At 34.0% G+C, this 20,682-nt stretch carries 12 protein-coding genes and 1 pseudogene; 10 read left to right on the top strand and 3 right to left on the bottom strand.

From position 1 onward, the window contains the following. Positions 1-99: 99 nt before the first annotated feature. Complete coding sequence (locus tag ACWOA3_RS06850) at positions 100-933, bottom strand: YwqG family protein (protein ID WP_456884936.1); 834 nt, start codon at positions 931-933, stop codon at positions 100-102. 1,131 nt (positions 934-2,064) lie between these two features. Between ACWOA3_RS06850 and ACWOA3_RS06845 the strand changes: the two are divergent. Continuing rightward, positions 2,065-2,157 (top strand): annotated as a pseudogene (locus ACWOA3_RS06845) (YSIRK-type signal peptide-containing protein); the annotation flags it as partial. Between the two features lie 60 nt (positions 2,158-2,217). Then, complete coding sequence (locus ACWOA3_RS06840; RefSeq protein WP_456884960.1) at positions 2,218-2,991, top strand: LPXTG cell wall anchor domain-containing protein; 774 nt, start codon at positions 2,218-2,220, stop codon at positions 2,989-2,991. Between the two features lie 147 nt (positions 2,992-3,138). Here the strand turns inward: ACWOA3_RS06840 and ACWOA3_RS06835 are convergent, their stop codons facing one another. Together ACWOA3_RS06835 and ACWOA3_RS06830 are read right to left on the bottom strand one after the other, a co-directional pair. Then, on the bottom strand, positions 3,139-3,657 hold the full coding sequence (locus tag ACWOA3_RS06835; RefSeq protein ID WP_003147692.1) for a sigma-70 RNA polymerase sigma factor region 4 domain-containing protein: 519 nt from the start codon (positions 3,655-3,657) through the stop codon (positions 3,139-3,141). A gap of 223 nt (positions 3,658-3,880) precedes the next feature. Beyond that, the gene (locus ACWOA3_RS06830) at positions 3,881-4,300 is read right to left on the bottom strand and encodes a sigma-70 family RNA polymerase sigma factor (protein WP_456884934.1); all 420 of its coding nucleotides are present in this window, start codon (positions 4,298-4,300) and stop codon (positions 3,881-3,883) included. Between the two features lie 743 nt (positions 4,301-5,043). Here ACWOA3_RS06830 and ACWOA3_RS06825 point away from each other — a divergent pair. From ACWOA3_RS06825 to ACWOA3_RS06790, 8 genes are all read left to right on the top strand, one after another. Beyond that, positions 5,044-13,824, top strand: coding sequence for a YSIRK-type signal peptide-containing protein (locus tag ACWOA3_RS06825; RefSeq protein WP_456884932.1), 8,781 nt, complete (start codon positions 5,044-5,046; stop codon positions 13,822-13,824). 463 nt (positions 13,825-14,287) lie between these two features. Continuing rightward, positions 14,288-14,932: a hypothetical protein gene (locus ACWOA3_RS06820; protein WP_456884930.1), complete on the top strand. Its 645-nt coding sequence runs from the start codon at positions 14,288-14,290 to the stop codon at positions 14,930-14,932. Positions 14,933-15,363: 431 nt separating this feature from the next. Beyond that, positions 15,364-15,780: a hypothetical protein gene (locus ACWOA3_RS06815; protein WP_456884929.1), complete on the top strand. Its 417-nt coding sequence runs from the start codon at positions 15,364-15,366 to the stop codon at positions 15,778-15,780. Between the two features lie 62 nt (positions 15,781-15,842). Beyond that, a complete protein-coding gene (locus ACWOA3_RS06810) occupies positions 15,843-16,343 on the top strand; it encodes a DUF4064 domain-containing protein (RefSeq protein WP_456884927.1) in 501 nt (166 codons plus the stop codon). 545 nt (positions 16,344-16,888) lie between these two features. Then, positions 16,889-17,764, top strand: a complete 876-nt coding sequence (locus ACWOA3_RS06805; RefSeq protein WP_456884925.1) for a diacylglycerol/lipid kinase family protein — start codon at positions 16,889-16,891, stop codon at positions 17,762-17,764. Beyond that, positions 17,745-19,214, top strand: coding sequence for an LCP family glycopolymer transferase CpsA (gene cpsA / locus ACWOA3_RS06800; protein ID WP_456884923.1), 1,470 nt, complete (start codon positions 17,745-17,747; stop codon positions 19,212-19,214). The genes ACWOA3_RS06805 and cpsA overlap by 20 nt, the downstream gene beginning before the upstream one ends. Next, positions 19,215-19,958, top strand: coding sequence for a CpsB/CapC family capsule biosynthesis tyrosine phosphatase (locus ACWOA3_RS06795; RefSeq protein ID WP_456884922.1), 744 nt, complete (start codon positions 19,215-19,217; stop codon positions 19,956-19,958). It begins immediately after the preceding gene. 19 nt (positions 19,959-19,977) lie between these two features. Then, positions 19,978-20,676: a YveK family protein gene (locus ACWOA3_RS06790; protein WP_456884920.1), complete on the top strand. Its 699-nt coding sequence runs from the start codon at positions 19,978-19,980 to the stop codon at positions 20,674-20,676. The last annotated feature ends 6 nt before the right edge of the window (positions 20,677-20,682 follow it).

Genomic DNA, 20,682 nt, shown 5'->3' with positions numbered 1-20,682 from the left:
CCGAAGAGAAAACCACCCCTTTTCAGGGGTGGTCATTATTTTTTTCTCTATGTTCCGAATTTAACAGAGAGTCTTAATTAAAAGCAATCCCAGTCTTAATTAAAAGCAATCCCAGTTGAATAATGTATCTTCAAAATCTAAGTTTGCTAATTTTTCTTTGTTGATAAAGAAGTTTGCAACTCCTGAATCTCCCCACATAATTAGGTTATCTTTCGTGTTCGCATCCCATTCGCTTTCTACTTGAAGAAGTAATGTGTCGTACGCTTCTTTATTTTCAGGGTCACGTGGATCCCATTGAGTGAATGTTGGGTAACCACCTATTGCGTGTTTAACTCCCTCGAAAGCCTTAAATAGAGTTTCATAGACTTCTCTATCAAGATTTTCATATAAATCTTCTACCTGCTCATCTGGGAATAGTTCGCGGATAGCGTCTTTTGCGATGCCTTCAAATAAGAAGTCTGTAGCAGTAATCGTTGAAGTTCCTTTGTTGAATGTTAATGCAAATGATGCATCTTTTTCTTGGAATGGAGAATATTCCTCATCGTTATCTTCGCTAGGAAGGTGGTACTTGTTCAATACATCCCCGTTTGTTATGTTTTTATCTATATCTTTAATATATTTTACGACATTAGTTCCTTTAGAATCTAGTCCGAAAGAATCATCGCGTGAAATCCAGAATTGTAGCAATCCTTCTTTAGGGTAAATATCATTTTCTGGTAGTTCTGTGCAGTTAATTTGAGCTAGTAGTGCAAGTTGATTACCCTCTGTATCTACTGGTGCTTCTGCATCCTGTGCAATGTAAGGAACGCCTCCGAATTTACTTGTGCTAACGTTTAGCCCTCTATCTCCGTTGATAGAAATTCCGATATATTCTTTTGTGTGTTCATTTTTAATTTTTTCTATAACTTTGTTAATATCTTCAATTGTAATCATATAACCCTCCGGTATACGTGTTCGTATTTTAGTTTTTTGTTTAAAATGAGTGATACACTCTTGAATGCAAAACTCATGTACAATGATTATTTCAAGTATTTTGTGGTGAAATTTTATAAAATTTGACTAAAAGTGCTTGCTTGATTGTCGTTAAGCAAATTTTTAAAAATTATCTCCATATTACACATAAAAAACAATTAAATGTATAATATTCCACGCTTTCATTCTATCATAGGTCTTGGTGTTGGTCAATAGTAACAAAACCGTAATAAGGCAAAGTTAAATACTTTACGATATTTGTCTAAGTAGATAAATTTATAAAAAATATAAGTTTCGGAGTTTGTGAAAATGAAAATAATTAATCTTGAATAAGATTCATAAATTTCAAAACCAAAATGAATGGAAAAAAGGTGTGGAGTAGTGAATTTTAAGTATATTTTAAGTAATATTTATTTTTTTTTAAGTTGTTTAAAGTATATTTTAAGTAAAACGTAGTTATTGTATTCTGTATTGATTTTCACAGTTTAAATGTTGGTTTAAAGGTAATTGTATAAGTTGTTATATTATTTGTAAAAACTGTTATAACAGCTAAATTTCATGAAAAAACATAAAATCCGAAAAAAATTTTCAAAAAAAATTTAACTCTAACTAATGTTGGTTACAATAATTACGAAAGTTGATTTTTGCAAGTTACTTTTATTATAAAAGTTATTTTTAAGCTGTTTATTGAAGGTGAAAAGTTGTAGAAAAAAGAAGAAGTTTAAAGATTGATAGAAAAAAATATAGAGAAATTAGTAGACATAAGGAAAATATTTTGGTAAAACAATAATTAGAATTAAGATAAATTTCAAAATTAGTAAAAAATATATACAAATTAATAAATAAGAGTAAGAGGTTAATTTGTATTTGGAGAAATATTATATTCGAGTTTTTATAGAAGAGTGATATGGTTTATGAAAAATGTAACAGGAATGTTATGTTTTTTTTATGTTTTGTTATTAATTAAGTTTTGTTATATAGGTGAATGTCAAAATATTCACGATTAATAGTATTACAATATATACCATAGGAGGAAAATAATGGTAGGAAAAAACAACCAATATTTAAAAGAGTACCAAAGAAGGTACAAGAGTCGAGAGTTACTCGATTAAGAAATTTAAAGTAGGTGCAGCATCAGTAGTGATCGGTGCTAGTATCTTTTTTGGAGTAGGAACAGTAGCGCAAGCTAGCGAGCAAGTATCTGACAATACAACAACACAAAACACAACAAACACAGATACAAAAGTGACAACAGAAGAAGCACCTAAGGCTGTTGAAAAAGCAGCAAAAGTAGAAGAAACTGCTAAAGAAAGTACAGTAACAACAGCAGTAGTAAAAGTAGAAACTAAAATAGTAGAAAGCACAAAAGATGCAGCTTCTAAAGAAACAACAAAAGAAAACACAACTAAAGAAGAAAAAGCTGCAAATAAAACAGCTTTAAAATCAACAATTGAAAAATTAGAACAAAAACTAAATGCAGCTAAAAATGCTGATGAAGCAGTAGTAAAAGCTGCTCGTGAAGAATTAGCAAAAGTTAAAGCAGCATTCGCAAAAGCTGATGCAACTCAAGAAGAAGTAGATGCGCAAGTAGCAGTGCTTGAAGCATTAAACTCTACAGTAGTAGAATCAGATGCGAAAGTAACTTCAGAAAAAGAAGAAGAAAAAGCTAAAACTGAAGCAAAACAAACTGAAGAAGTAAAAGAAGCTAAGATTACAGTTTCAGCGACTGGAGAAACAACAATCGTATATCCAGATGGAAGAGTAATAGTAATCCCAGCAGAAAAACTAGTAATAGCTAAAGGTTCTAACAGAAATGGTGGAAATAAAGAAGATAACTCTACAAACGTTTCACGTGAAAACAATGGAGCTTCTGACAAAGCACCCAAAGCAAACTCTAAACTAGGAAAGCGTCTAGCAAACACAGGTACAACTGAAACTAATACTGGCTTAGCAGGATTAGGATTAGCGATCCTAGGTGGATTACTAGCGGTAGCTCGTCGTAAAAACGACAAAAACTAATTTGAAATCTAAACAAAAAAACCTACTAAACTAAACTCTAACAAAAAAAAGGCACCCCCGATAATTTTCGAGGGTGTCTTTGTGTTTGCTGTAAATTATATAAAAAGACGTTGATATTCATGTAGAGAGTGGCGGATATTTATAATATTAACTTAATAAAAAATTTTCACAAACTCCCTTAATTCGTTTGTGGATTCTATATGCTGTTCGTAACGAAATGTTCATAGCTTCTGCGGTTTGCTTCATATTTAGAGACTTTATAAACTCGCAGAAAAACTTAAGTTCCTGTTCATCTAAGGTGTTCTTCAAATACTCGAACAGCTGAATATACACATATGAGTAGTTGTCATCTGTCGCATCCAATTTGTTGTTATCGAAAATATCTAGAGGTATGCTTTTCTCTTTATTTCTATAGCGAATCTCATCGATTAATTTTCTTTTAATAGTAACGAAGGCGAAACGATCAAAATCCTTTTCCTCAATTTTCCCTTCATTAAGAATCAAAAAACTGACTAATAAACCTTCCAAACCATAACTGTAAAATTCATGGTGAAGTTTTCTTGGTATCTTCACTTTATAAAGAGCCATAGTTATTAAGTTCTTTTTAATTTCTAATAATTCATAAAATGATTCAGTCTCCCTATCAGTCAAATAGTACTGTCTCATAATTACTTCCCTCCTTAATAGCCACTCCCTACATAAATATCTCTATGAAGACGGTAATAGAAAGTAAATTATGAAATGAAAGAAAAGATGGGTTGGATTTTTAGTATTATAAAATATAAATAAATATACCCCCTTACGAAAAATCCTCTTCACTATTAATAGTGGATTTTTTTGAACTTTGTAACAGGTTTTGTGTAAAAGTTCACACAAAGTTCACACTGTACTAATTCTTAATCTTATACTGAATAAGAATTATAGCCAACTTCTTGAGCAACTTGTCACGACGGCGACTGATTGCCATAGCACTGCTGTTTTCCCTAAGTGCAATACTCCTTAAAGATTCCCCTTTTACGAATAAATTGTACAATAGAAGTTGATCTTCTATCGATAATGTAGCTAGTGCATTATACAATTCATTATAAGTTTCATTAGTAATAATTAATACATCAGGCAATGGAGAAGGGTCTCTTACGAGATTTTCCCCGTCGCTATCTTCAGTATCGAATTCATAGAAATGTATGATGTTGTGCTTGGCATCTTTCATTTTTAGATATCTTTCTTTATAACTATAATATCTAATTACTGAGAATACCTCATCTGGTACGTCTACTACATGATTATTATCTATTTTATATCTTTTCATAATTTTAACTCCTTTAAATTAAGTAATTTAATGTAAGGGGGTTGGCGGGGATAATGATTATAACAGATTTATATAAAAATAGTAAATAATAAGATGAATCATGTTAAATTTTATTAAAGATTTTTATAATCCCTAAAATAAAATATATGATTAATTAATAAGATTAAAGAAGATTTATTATAGTCATAATATAGTAAAATATCCCTCAATTTAAGAACTTGATAAACACCTACAAAAGTAGACGAACAATACAGAATGTATTGTTTTACAAAAAGAATTATTTTAGTTATAATGCATAACATGTTTGTGAAAGTCTGTAGATTTCGTAAATAATGAAAACAGGATATTAAACCCTATTACAACAGTGTTTTTCAAGGTGAGTTATAAAAAAGATTATATAAAAATAAATTAAAAATTAACAAAGTGAAATATTATAAAATATTTTGAGAATTTATGAGGTTTTTTATGGACAAAAAAATAAAAATTAGGTAAAATAATTTATGAGCTTCAATGTGTGAATCTCATCATTAGTTTACTAATATTAACAAAAAGGTACACAATAGCAGAAAATTGAATATATTAATCAAAGAACATAATATAAGGTGAGGGAGTTGTTTATCTTAATAACAACACAACCGAGAAGATATATATGGAAAATTTTATTTCTATGGAGACTTAAGATAAGTTATTCAATAATCGGCTATTCAAGGTAAAGTATTAAAAGAATTTCAAGGAGGAATATAATGGTAGGTAAAAATAATCAACATTTAAAAGATACCAAACAAGGTACAAAAGTAGAATCTTATTCTATCAAGAAGTTTAAAGTCGGTACTGCATCAGTAGTAATCGGTGCGAGTATCTTTTTTGGTGCTGGAGCAGTACAAGCTGCTGAAGAAGTATCAAACAACACAGCTGTAGATAATACAACAAATGAAGTTGGAAAAGCAGAAGCTACACCAAAAGCAGAAGCAAAACCTGTTGAAGAAACTACAAAAGAAAATGTTGCAGCAGCAGTAGCAGAAAAAGTAGGAGCAGAAACTCCAAAAACTGAAGCTACACCAAAAGCAGAAGTTGCAAAAGAAGAAACTCCAAAAGCAGCAACTGCTAAAAAAGAAATCTTAAAAGCAAGTATTGCAACATTAGAAGAAAAATTAAAATCAGCTCAAGACGCTGACAAAGCAGCTGTAGCAGCAGCGAAAGAGGCATTAGCAACAGCTAAAGCAGTATTAGCTAACGAAGCAGCTACACAAGCAGAAGTAGATGCACAAGCTCAAGCAGTTCAAGCTTTAAGCCAAGTAGTAACAGAAGCTAAAGCTCAAGCTTTCGACAAAAAATTAGAAGAGAAAAAAGAAGCTGAACAAAAAGCTAAAGAAGCAACAGCTACTAAAGAAGAAAAAGAAGTAGCAGCAGCTAAAAAAGAATTAACACAAGTAGCTTCAGAAGCAGAAGTAACTAACACACTTGCTAAAACTGAATTAAGCAAAAAAGACTTAAAAGTAGAAGCAAAACCAGCAGTACAAGCTGCAGTAGTGAAAAACGAAGAAGCATTAAAAGTAGCTAAAGAATTATTAGGAAATGACAAAGCGACTACAGAACAAATCGCTAAAAGTTTAGCAGAATTAAGCAACTCTATCAAAGCTGTTTATACTCAATTAGAGAATGCTGGAGCTAAACGTAACGGTAAATTCGACGTAGTATTAGCGGAAGCAACTACAACAACTCTTAAAGATGCTTCGACTGAAACAGGTAAAAAATGGTTAGAAGATCATGGATATTCTTCATTATCAGATATCAAAGTTAAAACAAAGGAAGATAACTTAAAAGAAATTAAAGACTTAAATGACCAAATCCAATGGCTAGACTTTGGAGATACGAGTGCATGGACAAATTTAACGGCCTCTAACCAACTTCAAATTGGTTCTACATATACAAAAGAATTGATTCCTGGTTATATCGTTACTATGAAAGTTAAAGAACTGAAACCGTTCGAATCAACTGAAATATTCAAAAACCGTGTAGCTGGAACTGATTTAGAAAGTTCTTATCAACCGGATAAAGAAAATAAATTTAATCCGGAAAATGGTGCAACAGGACTTGGAGCTAATCCTCAAAATAGATATACTCACGTTGCTAATTCTGGTATAACAACTGGTACAGCTAAAACAACAATCGCAGGAACAAACCCTGCAGGACAGCCTAAAAATGGTCAAGCAGCTGGGGTTAAATTCGATGTAACAGCGACTTATAATGGTAAACCTGTAAAACCTGGTATCGTTATGACTTCTGGGGAAGATATCGGACCTCTTGAGTCTGAAATTTACACAACTAACGGTACTCCATGGGATCTTGCAGCGATTGTTGGATATAAAACAAATAAAAATGTCTATAAGCCTCTTGATCAATTTAAAGATATGAATGGTGGTAAAACTGGTATCCTTAAATGGCAAGATGAAAAATTCTATAATGCTCTAAGTGGTAAAAAATTTGCGACTCCTGATGCAGCTACTGCAGGTCTAGGTTCACAAGTGTTTGGGGGTTACATAAATCAAAATGGATCTGGAACGCCAGTATTATCTACGGCAAACGTAACTGAAGTAGGATTTTATATCATGTCTTCTGGACAACAATCTTCTATGATTGGTATTAAGTTCTCTGACTTTGGAGATCTTCCAGAATCTTATGGAATGGCTGAACACTACTTAAGAACTCAATCTATTGATCATGATACAAAAACAATTAAACAAATTCAACAACCATACTTAGGTAAAGTAAAAGCGGATATCGATTCTGCACCAGGTACAAGAGTACGTGGAATAGGTTCTGATGATGCAACAGAAACTGGCGATGAAGGTGTAGATCAATTAATTTCAGAAGAACACGTTCACACTAACGTAGATACAGGACAACCAGAGGTTAAAATCATCCAAGGTCCAGATAATACTTATAAAGTAAAACTTTACGCTTCAGCAAATGGTAATGATAAGTACACAGATACAGTTGCACCAGCTTACGTTCGTGGATTTATCGACTTTAATGGAAATGGTAAATTCGATGAAGGTGAACAATCTAATATTGTACAAGTTAATGGAAATAACCAACTTGTAGAATTAACATTTACTAACACTCAAGTAATCGACACTAGAAAAGATGTTGTAAACTTCCGTGTTCGTATCGCAAAAGACGAAGCTCAAGTAGAAAAAGCTGCAGGAATTGCATACTCTGGGGAAGTTGAAGATAACCAAATTCAAGTAGCTCACCCACCACGTGGAGATAAAGAAGAAACTACAGGTAAACAAGGTAAAGTTCAATCAGTTGGTATCGAATTCAGAACGCGTCCTTCAGGTGACGATGCATCTGACTTAGGTTCTAACAACGGTAAAACTACATTCAACTCTTACGGTAAAATTCACTACACTGAACAAAGTAACGTAATCAGTGCAGAAACTACTAAGAAGGTTCAATCTGAAGGTGTAATGATCGTTAACCCTGATGGAACATTAACAAAAACATTTACTAAAGCAGGTCAAGGTACATATACAGTAACAGACGACAAAATCACATTCACTCCAGAAGCTAACTTCGTAGGTAAAGCTGATGGTATCGTACTTCGTGCAGTAGACTCAAATGGTCAATCAACTGGATGGACAGCGTTAACAGAACAAAACGGTCTTGAAAACATCAACGATGGTACACACACAACTGGAACTAAAACTATGGATGCTGTTTATATTCCAACAGTAACTCCAAAAGAAATCACTGCAGATCCAGAAAGATCAACAGATATTCAAGGTAAAGAACAGAAGAAAACTCCAACATTCAAAACTGATGCTGGAACAGATAATGCTACACCTGTAACACCAAGTGCACAGTACCCAGCTAAACTAGTAGATCCAAAAACTGGAGCTAAAGTTGACTCTGTAACTGTAGATGGAGAAGGAACTTACACTATAAACCCAACAACAGGTGAAGTAACCTTCCAACCACTTCCAACATTCAAAGGAACTGCAACAGGTGTTGATATAACATTAACAGCACCAGTAGGTCAAAATAAAGATGGCCAAGATGTAACAGCTACGGCTACTACAAAATACACTCCAACAGTAACAGCTGTAGAACCAACAGCTAAACCAACAGATTCAGCAGGAGTGCAAGGTGAAACTCAAAAAGGAACTCCTACATTCACAGCAGGAAATGCAGAAGTGCCAATTAAAGAAAACTCTCACAAACTTCTAGACAAAGAAGGAAATGAAGTTCAACCAGGACAAACAACTCCAGCATACGCTGAAGATGGAGTAACTCAAGTAGGTACTTACTCAATCGATCCAGCAACAGGAGAAGTAACATTCACACCAACTGACAAAACTTACACTGGTAAAGTAACCCCAGCTAAAGTTCAAGCAGAAGATAAAAACGGAACTAAAGTAAACACTACTTACACACCACACATCGTAGGTGTAACACCAACAGCGACACCAGCGGAATCTTCAGGTATCCAAGGTGAAGTACAAGATGGAACTGTGTCATTTGCACCTGGTGATACAACAATCGAAGGTGTTAAAAAATCAGTGCCAATTAAAGCTAACTCAGCGGTTCTACTTGATGCTTCAGGTAACCCAGTAGCGGCAGGTACTCCAGTAGACGCTTTAGATCCAGAAGGAAACAAAGTAGGGGAATATACAATTGACCCAGCTACTAACAAAGTAACATTCACACCAACTAACAAAGAATATAAAGGTAAAGTACAACCAGCTAACGTTCAAGCAGAAGACGAAAATGGAACTAAAGTTAAAACAACTTACACTCCAACTATCGTAGGTGTAACACCAACTGCTTCACCAGCTGAAACAACAGACGTACAAGGTGTTGAACAATCTAAAGAAGTAACATTCAAACCTGGTAAAGCAACAATCAACGGTGTTGAAAAAGAAGTGCCACTTGACACTAACTCATTCACACTATTAGATGAAAAAGGACAACCAGCGACATCAGTACCAGCTAAAAACCCAGCAGGAGATGTTATCGGTACTTACACACTTAAAGTTGTAGACGGTAAAGCAACTGCGGTATTTACACCAATTGATAAAACATACGCAGGAGAAGTTGAACCAGTTACTATCCAAGCTAAAGATACAAATGGAACAGCTGTAACTACAACTTACACTCCAAAAATTACTCCAGTAGAACCAACAGGAAAACCTGTAACATCTGAAGGTGCTCAAGGACAACCTCAAGAAGGAACTCCAACATTCACTCAAGGTGATGCTAAAGTTCCTATGAAAATCGATGCTGAACAACCAGCTAAATTAATCGATCCAGCTACTGGACAACCAACTGATGCAACAACAATTCCAGCGAAAGACGCTAACGGAAAAGAAGTTGGAACATACACAATCGATCCAACAACAGGTAAAGTAACATTCACACCAAACAAAGACTTCGTAGGTGCTCCAGTACCAGCAACAGTTCAAGCGAAAGATGCGAATGGAACGCCAACAACGGCTACTTACACTCCAACAGTTAAACCAGTTACTCCAGTAGGTGTTAATACATTCACTGAAAATATTCAAGGTGCACCACAAAGCGGTAAACCAGAATTCAAACCTGGTAAAACTACAATCAACGGAAAAGAAGTAGAAGTACCAATGGACGATAAAGTACCAGCAACATTCGAAGATGGAACAACTACTAAGACAATTCCTGGAGAAGGAACGTACACAGTAGATCCAGATGGAACAGTACACTTCACTCCAGACCCACAATTCAAAGGTAAAGGAACAACAATGACAGTTGTTCGTAAAGATCAAAACGGTACACCAGTAACTGCAGAATACACAGCAGTTGTACACCCAGCATCTCCAGAAGGAACAGAAGTTGAAACTGCAGGTATTCAAGGTAAAGTACAAACTGGTAAACCAAACTTCATCGGTGGTAAAGTAACGATTGACGGTGTTGAAAAAACTGTTGATATCGATGAAACTAAACCAGCAACATTTGAAGATGGTTCAACAGAAAAAGTAATTCCAGGAGAAGGGAAATACACAGTAGCTGCAGATGGAACTGTAACATTTGAACCAGAAAAAGGATTCATAGGTAAAGGTACTGAATTAACAGTTAAACGTGTTGATAAAAACGGTACTCCAGCACTTGGTAAATACACAGCGGTAGTAATCGGTGTTAAACCAACTGCAGAACCATCAGTAACTTCAGACATTCAAGGTCAAACTCAAAGCCAACCAGTTAAATTCAAAGGTGGGGTAGTTGAAGTTGAAGACCCAATGACTAAAGTTAAAACTGAAGAAACTATAGCAATCGATCCAACAACTTACACATTATTAGATGAAAATGGACAACCAGCTGAAAAAGTACCAGCTAAAGATCCTAAAGGTAATGTAATCGGTGAATACACTCTTGTTAAAGAAAATGGTAAAGATCCAGTTGCAGTATTCACTCCAACAGACAAAACTTACACAGGAGAAGTTAAACCAGTAACAGTTCAAGCGAAAGATACAAACGGAACAGCTGTAACAACAACTTACACTCCAAATATCACGCCTGTTAAACCAACTGCTAAAGGAACAACTTCTGAAGGTGCGCAAGGTCAAGAGCAAAGTGGAACTCCAACATTCACAGAAGGTCACGAAAAAGCTCCAATCGACCCAAAAGTACCAGCTAAATTAATCGATCCAGAAACTGGTGAACCGACTGATGAAAAATCAGTAACAGTACCAGGAGAAGGAACTTACACAATTAACCCAGAAACTGGTGAAGTAACATTCAAACCAGAAGCAAACTTCACAGGTAAAGCACAAGGTGTTGAAGTTCAACGTAAAGATACAAACGGAACTCCAGCTACAGCTAAATATACACCAACAGTTAAACCAGTTACTCCAACATCAGATGACGTAGTATCTGAAGACGTACAAGGTGCTAAACAAACTGGAACTCCAGTATTTACACCAGGTAAAACAACAGTTAACGGTAAAGATGTAACTGTAGAATTATCTGATGAACCAGCTAAATTAGTAGATCCGAAAACAGGAGAATCAGTAGATTCAGTAACAGTACCAGGAGAAGGAACTTATACAATTGAAAATGGTGTAGTAACATTCGCTCCAGAACCACAATTCACAGGTAAAGCTAGTGGTGTAACAGTTAAACGTACTGACAAAAATGGTACAGAAGTAACTGCTAAATACACACCAACAGTTAAACCAGTAACACCAACATCAGATGACGTAATAACTACTGATGTACAAGGTGCAACTCAAAAAGGTAAACCAGCCTTTGAAGCAGGTAAAACAACAGTTAACGGTGTAGAAAAAACTGTAGAACTTGATGATACTAAACCAGCTACATTCGAAGATGGATCAACTACGAAAGAAGTACCAGGAGAAGGAACTTACACAGTAGCTCCAGACGGAACTGTAACATTCACTCCAGAAAAAGACTTCACAGGTCAAGGTAAAGGTGTAACAGTTAAACGTGTTGATAAAAACGGAACACCAGTAACAGCTAAATACACACCAGTAGTATTACCAGTAACACCAACAGGTAAAGACGTAACATCAATCGGTGAAAAAGGACAACCTCAATCAGAAACTCCAGTATTCACAGCTGGAACTACTAAAGTAAACGGTAAGACTGTAACAGTACCAATCGATGAAACAGTAGCTCCAACATTTGAAGATGGTTCAACTACGAAAGAAGTACCAGGAGAAGGAACTTACACAATCGATAAGAACGGTAAAGTAACATTCACTCCAGAACCAGACTTCGTAGGAGAAGCTAAAGGTGTAACAGTTAAACGTGTTGACGAAAACGGAACACCAGTAACAGCTAAATACACACCAACAGTATTAGGTAAAACAACTACAGAAAACGTAGTTTCTGAAGGTGCTAAAGGACAACCTCAATCTAATACTCCAGTATTCAAAGGTGATGTAGACACTACAGTAGCTCCAACATTCTCTGATGGAACAACTGAGAAGAAAGTACCAGGAGAAGGAACTTACACAATCGACAAAGATGGTAAAGTGACATTCACTCCAGAACCAAACTTCGTAGGAACAGCTACTCCAGTAGAAGTTGTACGTAAAGATAAGAACGGTAAGACAATCAAAGCTTCTTACACACCAACAGTTCGTCCTGACACTAAATTTGTAGTAGTAGGGAAAGACGGTAAAGAAACTGAATTACTTCCATCTAAAGATGGTAAAAACCCATCAGAAACTATTCCAGGATACAAATTAGTTAAGACTGAAACTGATGAAAAAGGTAACACTAAACACATCTACGAACCAGTAACAACTAAACACGTAGATAGAAAAGGTAACCCAATCCCAGGAACAACAACAGAAGAAGGAACAAAAGATCCTAAGAACATTCCAGGATACAAAGTAGTAGAAACTAAGAAACTTCCAAATGGGGATACAGAATATGTATACGAAAAAGTAACAACTTCATTCGTAGATAAAGCTGGTCACCCAATTCCAGGAACTGAAATTGAAGAAGGAACAAAAGATCCTAAGAACATTCCAGGTTACAAACTAGTAAGTACAACAACTACTTCAAAAGGAGATACAGTTCACACTTACGCTCCAGTTCAAACATTCTTCAAAGATAAAGATGGAAATGTAATCCCAGGAACAACAACTGAGGAAGGAACAACACCTAAGAAAGATATCTCAGGATACAGATTTGTAGAAACTAAGACTCTTCCAAATGGAGATACAGAACACGTCTATGAAAAAGTTAAGACTTCATTCAAAGATAAAGATGGAAATGTAATTCCAGGAACTACAACTGAGGAAGGAACAACACCTAAGAAAGATATCCCAGGATACAGATTTGTAGAAACTAAGACTCTTCCAAATGGAGATACAGAACACGTATACGAAAAAGTAAACACAGTGTTCAAAGATAAAGACGGAAACGTGATCCCAGGAACAACAACAGAAGTTGGTGAACAACCTAAGAAAGATATCCCAGGATACAAATTCGTAGAAACTAAGACTCTTCCAAATGGAGATATTGAACACGTATACGAAAAAGTAACAACTCCAACTCCAGCAGCAGTAATTACAACATGGACAGATGAAAATGGAAACCTATTAAAACCATCTGAAAATGGAGCTAAAGGTAAAGGAACATTTGAAGGATACGAGTTCGTAAGAACTGTAGTTGACGAAGACGGAAATGTACGTCACATCTTCAAGAAATCAACACGTATCCCAGCTACAAACATCATTACAACATGGACAGATGAAAATGGTAACCCATTAAAACCATCTGAAAATGGAGCTAAAGGTGAGGGAACATTTGAAGGATACGAGTTCGTAAGAACTGTAGTAGACGAAAATGGAAATGTACGTCACATCTTTAGAAAAGTAACAGCAGCTACTCCTAAAGCACAAGTTAAACGTTTAGCTAACACAGGTAGCGAAACATCTAACACAGCGGCAGCAGGATTCGGTGTATTACTTGCAGGAATTGCAGCAGCAATCAGAAAACGTAAAAACAAATAGTATTAAAGTAAGATAACTTTACTACTATTAAAAATGAATCGAGGTATGAGAGTAATCTCTACCTCGATTTTTTGGGGTTGTATACTAAATCGGGGCATGGAAAAATTTGCTTGTATACTATAAAAACATCAGTGAAAACTAATTAACATATATTTATTAAATAAATTGCTATTATCTTATTTTGAAGATGGTTAATAGTGGAATATTTTATTTATTTCTATCGAAAAATAAATATATGCTCATTTAAATATAAAGCTATTTTGACAATATTTTAAGTATATTTTAAGTTAGATTTAAATTGAAGTTGAATAGAGATTTTTAATACGTATAAAACTTTGTAAAATAATAAAATTTCTTCGGAAAATGATTGACGTAAATTTCTATTTATGATATTATTAATTCCGGTAAAGATACGTATTTATATTAGATATCAATTCTGAAAAAAACAAATTAAGGAGAAACTATGTTTAAAAAACTTTTAAAAGCAGTATTACCAGCATTACTAGTTTTCTCATTTGCTAATGTAAATGATGCAAAAGTAGAAGCTGCAAACAAAAAAATTAATGTAAGAGTTGATTATCTTGAAGAAGGAACTAACAAAAAATTAGCAGAAAGTGCAAAATTATCAGGAGATGAGAATGTATTTGCGACAATTTCTCTTCCTCAAAACTTAGCTAATGAATATAATATTTCAAAACGTAATTTTTCTAATGAAAGTAAAAATCAAATCGCAGCCAACAAAATCTACGATCAAGAATTAGTATACCAAGTGTACTTCACTAAAAAACCAGCTAGCCAAATTAGCAAACCGTACACTCAAACATACGCATATGTAACTACTCAAACTCAAGCTCACGTAGTAGCTACAACTCAAGTTCACAAACAACTAGTTGCTTCAGGGTCTGTAAGTCATTCTTCAACTACAAACCACACAGTAGTGACAAATCATAAACATACAGTAGTAACTACACACAAACCAGCTCAAAGACCTACTGTAGTAGCGCACAAACCAGTAGCTCAAAAACCAGCAGTACACAGACCTGTTGTTCAACAAAATCACAAACCTGTAAGAAAAGCTGCTCCACATGCAAAACGTCGTGGAAGATAGTATTTAAGGGTTTAAAATTATAGGCTCGTAGTCAATTAGATAGAGATAAGCTTCTCGTATTCAAATTGGCCTGCATTCAATAAGACTCTCAGCCGAATAGGTTTGTAACTCAATTAGGGTTGCAGACAAATTATTTTATAGACGAATTGGTTTGCAGTCAAATAGACTTATAGTCAAATGGGTTTACAGTCGAATTAAATTGTAACCGAATCAAGTCACAGCCAATTCCGGGGCAGAAATGAAAAAATTAATAAGAAACCTAAGTAGTATTTTGCTACTTAGGTTTTTTGTTAAATTCGTGGTATCGAGAAAGGCGATGTTGATGGTTCTAGAATTAACTTTGAAAAGAATTAGAATATCTGAAAAAATCTATATAAACCATAATTATTTATGATATAATTTAGTTGTTAATTGAAATAAAGGAGAAGTTTATGAAACAAAGGAGCAGAAAAATAGAAAAAACACTAGCATGGATTGCGAATATTATGATGATTTCAGTGGTAGTCTTAATGTATACGGGATTTTTTCAAAGACAGATGGAAGCAATATTTTTAACTCCTGAATTTATTAGTTTAACGTTATCTAAATCCGGAGAAGCTTTTTTTCTTTATACAGGAATAGATATTAATGAAATGGTTGAATTTCTTATAAAATTTATTAAATTTTCAGTCTTACTGACATCACTTATAGCATTATTAGCGACTTTTACGATGAAACATAGAATCTTTTCAGGGGTACTATTTTTATTCTTGGCTATTATGCTTGCTGGAATGGCGACAGAAGTTGCGGTTCCCGTGTACTTATTGTATTTCATTGTCGCCATTATGTTATTTATTAGAAAAGGTTAAACATTACTAATCTAATACATTTTGTGGTATAATTTAATCAATATATTAAAAAGGAGCATTTTATGAAACCATTTAGCAGAAAAGTTGAAAAAATCTTAGCGTGGATCGCGAATGTTATTATGATACTTGTTACAGTATTACTATCTCTTGGAGCATTTTCTAGTCAGTTAGCTACTGCTTTTAAACAAAAAGAATTTGAACCGATTCTTTATAACTTATTACAAGATCCAGGAGTTGAATCATTGCTAAAAAGTTCAGGTTTAGACATCGTATCGTTACTTGTATTATTGGTAAAAGTTTATACAATAGTTGCGATTGTTGCATTATTATTAGCGTTAATCGCGTCATTTACTATGAAAGCGAGAATTGTTTCAGGAATCTTATTCCTACTTTCAGCGATAGTAATCGGTGTAATGACAGTTGGGATACTACTTCCTGTATACTTACTATACTTTATTGTGGCGATTATGTTATTCGCAAGAAAAACACCTAAAGATCCAATCGATACAGATTTTACACAAACACCTGAAAAACCAGAGATTGACAGATTAGAGTACTTATAAGAGTAGCGTGTTTGTGAATATTTGATAAAAATAATAAACTATTCTATTAATTTGAAAGTTGTCGCAGATTCAGTGACTTCGGCGGAATATTAATAGGGTAGTTTTTTATTTGTTTAATAAAAGGGAAGTGAGTGTTGTTTTTTGTAGGGGAGTTAACTTCAAAACCTAGATATTTGTAACTATGACTAAGAATTATATATACAAAAACTGATTGCAAGATAACGCGCAAACTATTTGCTCCCTAGTGGAACTTCCTGATCTAAATCTAAAAATCACTTATTTACTAAAAATTTCTAAATAATTTGATAAATAAGGGATTTCAAAGAGTTCTTTTATTAGAAATTAAAATTAATTTTCAAACTATCTAAAACATAAAATAATTTATTTAGGGAGAATTTTACTCGAAAATCGTAATGATAGAAATAGTGTTAAAGTAAGTAAAATAATCTATTATTTAAAGCATTTTAAAATAGATAAATCTTTGACAAATGCTTGTTTTTGTAGTATAATTGTTAGGATGAAGTATTTTTGAATAGGTTCGTAATATGATTAAAATAATTGTTAATTCTAGGAGTAAAAAAAGTCTTATTGAACTTGAAAAAATAGAGCGTGTTTTAAAGAGGGAAAAGTCACCTTACAAAGTGCTAAAAACCTCTAAAAATAAGAACGCGAGTGACTTGATGAGTGAAATCCACGAAGATGAACTAATCGTCATCGGCGGAGATGGTACTATTAACGAAGTGGTAAATAACTATCATGGTAAAGAATTCATCTATCTCGCGTATGGATCTGGAAATGATCTTGCAAGATCAATAAGGTTCGATAAAACTGTTGAAATAAGTAGATTATTAGACTCAAAGAAATTTATAGAATATGATGTAGGTGTTGTTAACGATAGAAAATTCTGTTCGGGATTCGATATCGGTTTTAATGCTGACATAATTAAAAGAGCAAATGGCTCAAGGTTAAAAAAATATGTAGGAAAGTATATCTATCTTCTTCAAGGAGTAATAGGTATTTTCATGCTGAAAAAATATAGGGCGAAAATATCGTGGGACTCCGGTGAAATAGATACCGATAGCCTATATTTGTTAAATATTATGATTCAACCATATGAAGGAGGCGGAATAAAATTTTCGCAAACTGCTACAGGTCAAGATGGCAAACTCCACATTATGGTAATGGAGAACATAAATTTAATAACGTTTATTTATAATTATCTTTGCTTACTTCTGAAAAAACATAATAAACTAAAAAGAGTTAAACATATAACTACGGACACATTAACAGTAACGACAAATCAGAAATATTTTCAGATTGATGGAGAATTAATAAACAGCGAGGAACGTTTAAATCTAAGCTGTCTTAGTAAATTTTATAAATTAAAGAGGATAAAAAATAATGAGAAGAAATTCAAGTAGCCGTAATGCTAGAAGCGAATCGGGTATAGGAGCTTTTGATATAGTTAATGGTATATTAGCTGTCTTACTGATTATACTCGGTGGACTGGTAAGTTGGACGATGTTAAAATACGACTTCCTAAACTTTAGAGGAATCAACTATGCGATAATCGGAGTAATAATCGCAGCGATAGTACTGTCGATATTCCTAGTTATTAAGAAAAAAGCAAAAATATTTAATGTAATAATGTTAGTTGTTATGAATATTACCTTGATATTCTCGTACATGCAATTTAGAACAGCGATTGGTTTATTCGACAATTTAAATAACAATGCAACGGTAAGCGAGTATACAATGAATGTCGTAGTCTTGAAAAATGACAAAGCTGAAAAATTGGCTGACCTAAAAGATGCTACGGTATCAGCGCCGGTTTCTTCAGATGGAGAAAACATCAATAAATTGATGAAAGAGATTCGCGATAAAGAAAAACAAAGTCTAAATCTTTCAGAATCAAAAAACTACTTCTCAGCTTATGAAGAACTAACAGCAGGAACAGCTAGAGCAATGGTGTTAAACAGCTCATTTGAAGACTTAATTACAAGTCAACACCAAGACTTTAAAGATAAAACAAAAGTAATATATTCATACAAAATAACAAAAACTGTAAATGCTAAAGCAAAACAAAATGCTGGAGACGTGTTTAACGTTTATGTAAGTGGTATCGATACATATGGGCCTGTATCAAGTGTAAGTCGTTCAGATGTTAATATTATTATGACAGTAAACAAAAAAACTGGAAAAATCTTATTAACTACAACACCACGTGACTCATATGTGAAAATCGCTGATGGTGGTAATAATCAATATGACAAACTTACACACGCAGGACTATACGGTGTAGAATCATCAATTCATACATTAGAGAATGTCTACGGTATTAAAATTGATTATTATGCAAGACTTAACTTCACATCATTCCTAAAACTAATCGATACAGTTGGTGGGGTAGATGTGTATAATGATCAAGCGTTTGTATCGTATGGTGGAAAGAAAAGTTTCCAACCAGGATTATTACATATGAATTCTGAAGATGCTTTAATGTTTGTTCGAGAAAGATACGGGCTTACTGGTGGAGACCACGATCGTGGTAAAAATCAGGAAAAAGTTATTACAGCGATAATTAAAAAACTTACTTCGAAAGAAGGATTAGCGAATTATCAAAGTGTTATTAAAGATTTAAGTGAATCAATTCAGACAGACATGCCGATAGAAACAGCTATGGGTCTTGCGAATGAACAACTTAGCTCAGGAAAAGATTACAATGTAACTTCTCAAGCATTAACTGGTACGGGAAGTATAGGCTTACCATCATATGCTATGCCAGGAGCTCAATTATACATGATGCAAATCGATGATAAGAGTCTAGCGGAAGTTACAGCGAATATTAAAGACGTATTGGAAGGTAAGTAGATGAGAGACGGAATTAGAATGATAGATATACATTCCCATGTAGTCTTCGGAGTAGATGACGGTGCAAAAACTGAAAAAGATACTCGTGATTTGCTAGAGGAAAGCTACAGACAAGGTGTTAGAACGATTATCGCAACACCTCACAGAAGACGCGGAATGTTCGAAACAGACATAGAAATAATAAGAGAAAACTTCAAACGAGTAGAAGAAATAGCTGCTGAAGTAGCTAGCGACCTAAGGGTTTACTTAGGAAGTGAAGTTTACTACAAAGAAGGGGAAATTGAAAAAATCGAAAGTGGAGTATATCCGAGATTAGCTGATACAGACTATGTATTAGTCGAGTTCCCTTATGAAATGCGTTATAAAGAAATTCACAGAGCAATAAATAAAGTTATATTATTAGGATTAACACCGGTAGTAGCTCACGTTGAAAGATACAACGATGTAGATGAAAAAGGTGTTCAAGAATTGATTAACATGGGTGCTTATATCCAGGTTAATGCAGCAAGTGTTCTCAAACCAAAGCTTATCGGTGATAAACACAAACATTACAAAAAACGAGCTAAGAAGTACCTAGACCAAGAGCTAGTTCACTTTATCGCAAGTGATATGCACAATATGGATTCTCGAAGAACATTTATGAAAGAAGCATATGACATTATCGAGAAAAAATACGGTCCAACAATAGCTTACGAATTATTTGAAAAAAATCAAGAAAAATTATTAATGAATAAAATAATATAAAGAGAGGAAAAACAACACGATGGATAATCAAGAGAAAGATTTAATACAGTTAGATATTATGCTACTGTTAAGAAGAATTTGGGAGAAGAAGATATTAATAGTATTAGTAACATTATTATTTACTGCGGTATCACTTGCTTATAGTATTTTCTTAGTAACACCACAATATTCTTCTACTACGAAAGTATATGTGGTTAACCAAAAGAAAGATGATAAGGCAATTACAACACAAGACGTTCAATTAGGGTCATTATTAGTAAAAGACTATAAAGAAATTATTCTTTCTAACAAAGTTATGGAAGATTCAGCAGAAAAGAGTGGATTAGGACTTACAGCGAAAGAACTAGCAAAAAAAGTTAGTGTAGATGCACCGAAAGATACACGTATTATCTCAATCACTGTTCAAGATAAAGATCCACAAGTAGCTAGTGACTTAGCGAACACTGTAAAATCAGTGTCAGCTGATCAAATTAAAGACGTAACAAAAATCGATGATGTAACAACATTAGAAGAAGCAAAAGCAGCTACATCACCAAGTTCTCCAAATATTCCTAAAAATGCAGCACTAGCGACAGCATTAGGATTTATCTTAGCTGTAGCTGGAGTAGTATTATTTGAACTACTAGATGATAGAGTGAAGAGAGCAGAAGATATTGAAGAAGCAATGGGGCTTGTGCTTTTAGGTGTAGTTCCAGATACAAAAACAGGAAAGAGATAAGGTGAA

The organism is Gemella taiwanensis, assembly GCF_054054385.1.
The sequence above is the reverse complement of the archived record's forward strand: the minus strand, read 5'-3'. Positions and strand labels throughout refer to the sequence as shown.

What these genes read in the sequence shown, in the direction of transcription:
- ACWOA3_RS06850 (WP_456884936.1), bottom strand. Translation starts at nt 933, where the DNA reads ATGATTACAATTGAAGATATTAACAAAGTTATAGAAAAAATTAAAAAT.
- ACWOA3_RS06835 (WP_003147692.1), bottom strand. Translation starts at nt 3,657, where the DNA reads ATGAGACAGTACTATTTGACTGATAGGGAGACTGAATCATTTTATGAA.
- ACWOA3_RS06830 (WP_456884934.1), bottom strand. Translation starts at nt 4,300, where the DNA reads ATGAAAAGATATAAAATAGATAATAATCATGTAGTAGACGTACCAGAT.
- ACWOA3_RS06825 (WP_456884932.1), top strand. Translation starts at nt 5,044, where the DNA reads ATGGTAGGTAAAAATAATCAACATTTAAAAGATACCAAACAAGGTACA.
- ACWOA3_RS06820 (WP_456884930.1), top strand. Translation starts at nt 14,288, where the DNA reads ATGTTTAAAAAACTTTTAAAAGCAGTATTACCAGCATTACTAGTTTTC.
- ACWOA3_RS06815 (WP_456884929.1), top strand. Translation starts at nt 15,364, where the DNA reads ATGAAACAAAGGAGCAGAAAAATAGAAAAAACACTAGCATGGATTGCG.
- ACWOA3_RS06810 (WP_456884927.1), top strand. Translation starts at nt 15,843, where the DNA reads ATGAAACCATTTAGCAGAAAAGTTGAAAAAATCTTAGCGTGGATCGCG.
- ACWOA3_RS06805 (WP_456884925.1), top strand. Translation starts at nt 16,889, where the DNA reads ATGATTAAAATAATTGTTAATTCTAGGAGTAAAAAAAGTCTTATTGAA.
- cpsA (WP_456884923.1), top strand. Translation starts at nt 17,745, where the DNA reads ATGAGAAGAAATTCAAGTAGCCGTAATGCTAGAAGCGAATCGGGTATA.
- ACWOA3_RS06795 (WP_456884922.1), top strand. Translation starts at nt 19,215, where the DNA reads ATGAGAGACGGAATTAGAATGATAGATATACATTCCCATGTAGTCTTC.
- ACWOA3_RS06790 (WP_456884920.1), top strand. Translation starts at nt 19,978, where the DNA reads ATGGATAATCAAGAGAAAGATTTAATACAGTTAGATATTATGCTACTG.